Here is a 5,808-nt window from a genome sequence, read left to right on the forward strand (position 1 = left end):
CGGCCTGCTCGACCCAACGTCGAAGCAGATTGGCGTTCAGTTTGTGGTGCAACGCGATCGCCGCGAGCGACACCCCGGGCCCCTGGCAAGCTGCCACAACCTGAGCCTTGAATTCGACGCTGTAGCGACCGGCGGCGACGGCGGCCAGGTGCCGCTGCTTCGTCAATAGTGTTCACGTGTCCACCTATTTAAGTGAACACGATGCTCCCAAGACTTTCACCGTGACTCAAGATGGGATGACCGGGCGCTTACAGCGATTCAACGAGTATTGGATCGCTTTGGTGGTGTCCGATTTCGCGGAGAGCGCGAGAAGCGTCGCCTCGAACCACTGCTTCATGTCGTCAAGCAGCTGAGCGGCTTGTGCCTGGCGGATACGCCGTCGCTCTTCGGGTGGCTTGCCCCGTATGTGCTCTTCGATGCGATAGAGTGCGCCGATACGCTTCAGTGCTTCGCCAGTGATCGGCGATGGCCGGACAGCGTGCAGATCGTGCAGCTTCCGACGTGCATGGGCCATGCATGCTGCCTCCTGAATCTGACCGCCCACGTACAGCTCCGCATAGCCGGCGAACGCGTCTGCCTGAAGCACGCCCTTGAAGTTGGCAAGATGCCGCTGTGGGTGTTCGCCGCGACGATCCGGTGTATAGGCAAACCAGACCGCAGGAGCCTCGGCGGAACCACTGGGCCGGTCATCGCGCACATACACCCAGAGCCGGCCGGTCTTCGTCCTGCCATTGCCCGGCGCGAGTACCGGCAGCGGCGTGTCGTCACCGTGAACCTTGGCGCCGCCAAGCGCGTGGCGGCGCACTGCGTCGACCAGCGGGCTGAGCAGCCATGTCACGCTGCCCAGCCAGTGGCCCATGGTGCCCGGTTCGATCTCGACGCCGTCGCGCGCGTACATGACAGACTGCCGGTAGAACGGGATGTGGTACGCGAACTTCGATGTCGCGATATGTGCGAGCAGCGCCCACCTTGGAAGGCCACGATCGATTGGCCGGCTCGGTGCTGCGGCCTGCACGATGCAGTCGCAACACGAACAGGCGAATCTGGGACGGCGATGATGGATGACGCGGAAGTGTGCGCGCACGTATTCGAGCTGCTCGGACACGTCTTCGCCCAGAGGTTTGAGCGGGCCGCCGCATCCTGGGCAGTGCTCATCGAGGGGCAGATGTAGGCATTCTTCCCGCTCAAGGTGACCGGGCAATGATTTGCGGCGGGGACTCTCGCGACGTTGCTGCGCCTTCCTGGCGTCAGCCTGAGCGGCCGCACCTTCGTCGGTCTGCAGATCCTCAAGTCGCAACTCAAGCTGCTCGATCTGACGCTCCAGCTTCTCGGACCTACGGCCGAATTGCATGCGGCGCAGCTTTGCGATCGTCAGCTTCAGATGTTCAATCTCGAGCGCGCGAGAGCTGAGCTGGTCCTGCAGTTCTGCGACCCGCTGGGCGTTTGCCTGGGCCGACGCAGCATTCGTGCGGACCAGCGCCTTCAGCGCATCAATGTCGTCGGGCAGGCCGGCATCGATCAGGTCCATTGCTGCAGTTTACGACCATCTGCTGCGCGTGGATCATCGGGTAACAGACGTTTACAAAGCGCTGCGCGGGAGAGCCGCATCGACCGGCTCGCGCCAATCACACCCTTCGAGAAGAAGGGCAAGTTGCGCCGTTGTCAGCGCAACAACACCGGAGTCGGCACGGGGCCATGCGAAACGTCCCTTCTCACGACGCTTCGCAAGCAAGCATAGGCCACCATCGCTCCAGTACAACGCCTTCAGGAGATCACCGCCTGCCCCTGAAGATAAAAACGTGGCCCCCGAACGGGTCACGTTCCAGAACAGTCTGCACCTTCGCAGCAAGGCCGTTGAAGCCTGCGCGCATGTCGGTGACGCCGGCGGCGATCCAGATCCGTGTGTTTGCGGGCAGGCCAATCATCGGAGGACCCGCTCAAGGACCAGGCGCAAGATCGTCGCGTCGGGCACGCCTTCGATCCGAAGTGACGTATTGCCATGCTGAAGCTGAATACTGCCGTTTGCAGCCACGGCAGGTGCAGGCGTGTGTGGCGCATCCGGCTCCTGAGGTATCGCCCGTTCGGACTGTGCATCGACAACGACAGGCAACATCGTCTGTGCCTGGGAGTCGTCCACCAGCAAACCCTGAGCGTACAGTTTGCGCCGCTGCGTGTCAGCCAGTTCAAGAAGACAGCGAAAGCCTACGTCTCTTACACCGATATCCGGATCGGGCCTGCCGAAGTGATCGACGACGACATTCATGCCGGCGTCCAGAAGCGGCTCGACGATGTCCTGCAGCCGCGCAACTTCCACATGCACTTTGACATGCCATCTGAGATCGCGGACATGGGCGAGCGTTTGCGCGCTCACCCATCTGTCGAGCGGCTGATCGGCATGTCCGATCAGGTTCAGCCGAATCCCTGCAATGCCCGCATTCGCCATCTCCGGCGCGCGGGGCGCGGCGCATCGAGCATATAGCTGCAATCGGTGCCGAGAAAGCTGGGCTGCACAAGCACGCCGTGTGATACGCCGTGCGTGTCCAGTTGGGCAAGGTATGCGTCGAGCGTGGCGTCGTAGTCGGGCACGTAGCGCCCGATCCGTCTCCCTGACCGCCAGCTCCAGTTCACCATCATGCTTTACGCGCACGCGAATGGGCGAACGGCCCAGCTGAGTCGCTTACCTCGCTAAAAACGTCCTGTTCGAAGAAGCGCGCGCGGCGCGTGACGCGTAGCTTAACTGGCCCTCGAAGATCGGGCCGATGGTTACCGCGGACCTGGGCATTGACGCGGCTGACAAAGTCACCGAAGTGCTCGCGAACTACGTCCACAAACAGATCTCAGCTCTCGGCGAACCGGCTCCGCAGTTCACGGAATCGCATTGAACTCCAACCACCCCAGGAGAACCATGGAACCACGCACCCAGCAGAGCGGCGCCGTCGCGCCGGCCGATGTAACGACCGACCTTGGGCTACACGCGCCACTGACAGCCGAAGCGCGCGCGATCTGGGATCGCAGTCGCGAAATGTACGACGGCGCTTTCGCGCGGCAGCCGAGCAGGCTAGCATCGAAGGGCTCTCATTGCAGCGGCAACAGACACCTGGCGAGGCACCGACCAAGGCTCCATCAGAGCTCCAACCGAAGCGCAAACAGACGTGCTATTGCTGCGGGCACCCGAACCCCGCAGCAGCGTTTGAGTGTGAGAAATGCTTTGCTTTGTGAGGCCCTAGTCGTCATACCGCTTGCGCAAAATGTCCGAGACGGTCTGCCGGCAGTTCGGCTTGTCAGGGGCTGACGGATGCTGCCCGACTCCGTGCGGCCGAGACCTGGGCACACACTTTGGGAGCCCGGGTCGCGCGAAGAACCAGATACCCCACTGAGCTAGACTTGACCTATCGCTTGTACCGCCGAGACATGACATGTTCGATAGACAGACGCACCGAGGCTTCAGCATCACGGTGACAGCGCACGACGACGTACGCGGCGGCTCCAATGTCACGCTGCTTGTCGAGCGCATCTTTTCCCACCGGGACGACGTGCGCACCGGCGCGCCGCTCGCGAAACCGGAGCATTACCACTCGGTGCACCCCGCAACTGCGGCCGTCGGCGAAGCCATGCGACGAGTCAGGCGGCTAATTGACGAGGCACTCGGTGAACCCGATCCGCTGGAAGGCGAGTAATTTTCAATTCGCAACTCTCCAGCCCGGTCTGCAGCGCGCCTTGCCCGGATTTTAAATCTGACCAAGCCAACGACTGGCTCGCCCTTTCGGCAAGCCGGACAAAATCGATCGCTGCGAAGCGTGAAACCACGGCGGACACCCCTAGGGAAACGCTGATCAATGAGCCCGCCGCCGGTGATCCAGCGCATACGGCTCGCGATTTTTAAAACAGGAAGGCCGTCGCAGCAATTTCTGGGCACCTACGCGACCGACTTCCTGCATTTTTCACACGCCAGACGGACTGCTCCCATGACATGGGCGCAACCGGTTACGCGCCATCGCCAGGTTCGCCAGCGCGAACAGGCTGAACAGTTGTGCAGTGTTCTTGAGCAACCCCTTGTAGCGCACCTTGCGGTGCCGGAACAGGTTCTTGACAACATGGAACGGATGCTCGACGCGCGCACGAATTTGCGCCTTGGTCCGCTCGACCGCGACCACCAGCTCCTTCGGCGCCCCATCGGGCATCGCCTTGATCTTGCTGCGCCTGAGCGCCACGTGCCACTTCACCGTCTTGCCCTTCATCTCCTCGCGCTTGCCCACGCCCGTGTAGCCTGCATCGCCAAACGCTTCGCGCTCGTAACCGTGCAACAGCGCATGGGCCTGCGAGACATCCGATTCGTTGGCCGCCGTGGTGACCAGGCTGTGCACCAGCCCCGAGTCGGCGTCGACACCGAGATGCGCCTTCATGCCGAAATGCCCGTCGTTACCCTTTTTCGCCTGGTGCATTTCCGGGTCACGGCTGTTCCCGGCGTTGTTCGTGGACGGCGGGGCCTCGAAGATCGTCGCATCCACCGGCGTGCCTTCCTTCATCATCAGCCCGCGCTCGCACAATTCGATGCCGATCTCGTCGAACAGCTTTCGCGTCAGCTCGTGATCGACCAGCAGACGCCGGAACTTCAGCAGCGTGGTGGCATCCGGCACATTCTCGCGCGCCAGGTCGATACCGGCGAACGCACGCATCGCAATGCTGTCGTACAGCGCGTCTTCAAGCCCTTCGTCCGACAGGCCGTACCACTGTTGCAGAAAATAGATTCGCGGCATCCGCTCCAACCCGACCGGCGGGCGGCCCCGCTCGCCTTTTGGGTAGTAAGGACCAGTCGCCAACAACAGGCGCTGCCACGGCACCACCTTTTCCATTTCCGCCAGGAAGCGCTGCCGTTTCGTCACGCGCTTCTTACCCAAGCTTTCTGCTTCTGCAAAACCGATCTGCCGTTTCATGATCGTCGCGCCGTTCCGTAAGCTTCTTACTACAACGTCCTCGGCCTCCTCAGCGATGACTGCCGAGCCGAATTGATCAGCGTTTCCCTGGGGCAACGATTTCCGTCCCGCTCCGTCTTCGTCGACGGAATTCGCCATGTTGAACGAAACGAGAGCCCCAAAGTGAGGGGCTCGACAATAAGGGAGATTTCCCCGCTTAATCCACTCGCGTTTGAAACGCGAGTTGGCCAAGACGCCTCAAGGCGGTGGCCGGCCCGTCGAACTGCCATGTTCAACGAAAAGCATTTACCGGCACTGGGGCAGGCTGAGAAGGTTGTCCGCAGTGGTCACGTCGTGCCCCGTCCTGAGGAATTTTTGGCCTTGCGGGGTTTGCCAGACGAGCACATCAGCAGTCTGGCCACCTCCGACAACATAGAAGCTCCACCTGCCCGTCTCAATCCCGTTAATAGCGTCTTTCTCGCTGATCTTCCACCGGCTCCCGTCGGGGTTCTTTCCGCCGATATGCGAAATGGCCTCGTGCCTACTTTGCTTTTTTGTCTTCCTGATGCAGAGAACCTGAATACGCTGCGCCATAAAACCCCCGCTCTTTATGATGGAGTTTGATATTGCACGATCCATCATATTAAGAAATTGCAGGTTTACCCGCGATTTATGCGATATGTATTGGCGCAGATCAAACGGATCTGGATTTACTAAAACACAAGTCATTTCAATTCCTTCCGAGAAATCAGATTTGAAAGCCGACTTAGAGCCGCTAACACAAGTCATCAAGTGCGACGCGTGTCGCCGTCCGCCGGACGTAAATCGGCAATGTAGTGGATGGCAAAGCTCTTCTCTGCCTTGTCACATTCAACAACCTGAATATGGGAATTTG

At 60.7% G+C, this 5,808-nt stretch carries 4 protein-coding genes and 3 pseudogenes; 1 reads left to right on the forward strand and 6 read right to left on the reverse strand.

The window, feature by feature from the left end; genetic code table 11:
- The 4 genes and pseudogenes from VSR82_RS39290 to VSR82_RS39305 all read right to left on the reverse strand — a co-directional run.
- Window positions 1–166, reverse strand: a 166-nt coding sequence (locus tag VSR82_RS39290) for a transposase (protein WP_498858854.1), incomplete at its 3' end; no start/stop codon positions are given.
- A gap of 87 nt (window positions 167–253) precedes the next feature.
- Window positions 254–1,528, reverse strand: a pseudogene (gene tnpC / locus VSR82_RS39295) (IS66 family transposase); the annotation flags it as partial.
- 51 nt (window positions 1,529–1,579) lie between these two features.
- Window positions 1,580–1,925: pseudogene (gene tnpB / locus VSR82_RS39300) on the reverse strand (IS66 family insertion sequence element accessory protein TnpB).
- 239 nt (window positions 1,926–2,164) lie between these two features.
- Window positions 2,165–2,610, reverse strand: a pseudogene (locus VSR82_RS39305) (amidohydrolase family protein); the annotation flags it as partial.
- Between the two features lie 806 nt (window positions 2,611–3,416).
- Here VSR82_RS39305 and VSR82_RS39310 point away from each other — a divergent pair.
- Window positions 3,417–3,677 (forward strand): hypothetical protein, encoded by a 261-nt coding sequence (locus VSR82_RS39310; RefSeq protein ID WP_368587926.1) that lies wholly within the window; start codon window positions 3,417–3,419, stop codon window positions 3,675–3,677.
- A 264-nt stretch (window positions 3,678–3,941) separates the two neighbouring features.
- Here the strand turns inward: VSR82_RS39310 and VSR82_RS39315 are convergent, their stop codons facing one another.
- Both VSR82_RS39315 and VSR82_RS39320 read right to left on the reverse strand, forming a co-directional pair.
- Complete coding sequence (locus VSR82_RS39315) at window positions 3,942–4,934, reverse strand: IS5 family transposase (protein ID WP_498858853.1); 993 nt, start codon at window positions 4,932–4,934, stop codon at window positions 3,942–3,944.
- A 285-nt stretch (window positions 4,935–5,219) separates the two neighbouring features.
- Window positions 5,220–5,702 (reverse strand): DUF3892 domain-containing protein, encoded by a 483-nt coding sequence (locus VSR82_RS39320; protein WP_410853205.1) that lies wholly within the window; start codon window positions 5,700–5,702, stop codon window positions 5,220–5,222.
- Between the last annotated feature and the right edge of the window lie 106 nt (window positions 5,703–5,808).

Origin of the sequence: Burkholderia sp. JPY481 (genome assembly GCF_038900515.1) — a bacterium.
GTDB lineage: Bacteria > Pseudomonadota > Gammaproteobacteria > Burkholderiales > Burkholderiaceae > Paraburkholderia > Paraburkholderia youngii.

Bases quoted from the DNA above. Each gene is read 5' to 3' on its own strand.
- VSR82_RS39310 (WP_368587926.1), top strand. From the start codon at position 3,417: ATGTTCGATAGACAGACGCACCGAGGCTTCAGCATCACGGTGACAGCG.
- VSR82_RS39315 (WP_498858853.1), bottom strand. From the start codon at position 4,934: ATGAAACGGCAGATCGGTTTTGCAGAAGCAGAAAGCTTGGGTAAGAAG.
- VSR82_RS39320 (WP_410853205.1), bottom strand. From the start codon at position 5,702: ATGACTTGTGTTAGCGGCTCTAAGTCGGCTTTCAAATCTGATTTCTCG.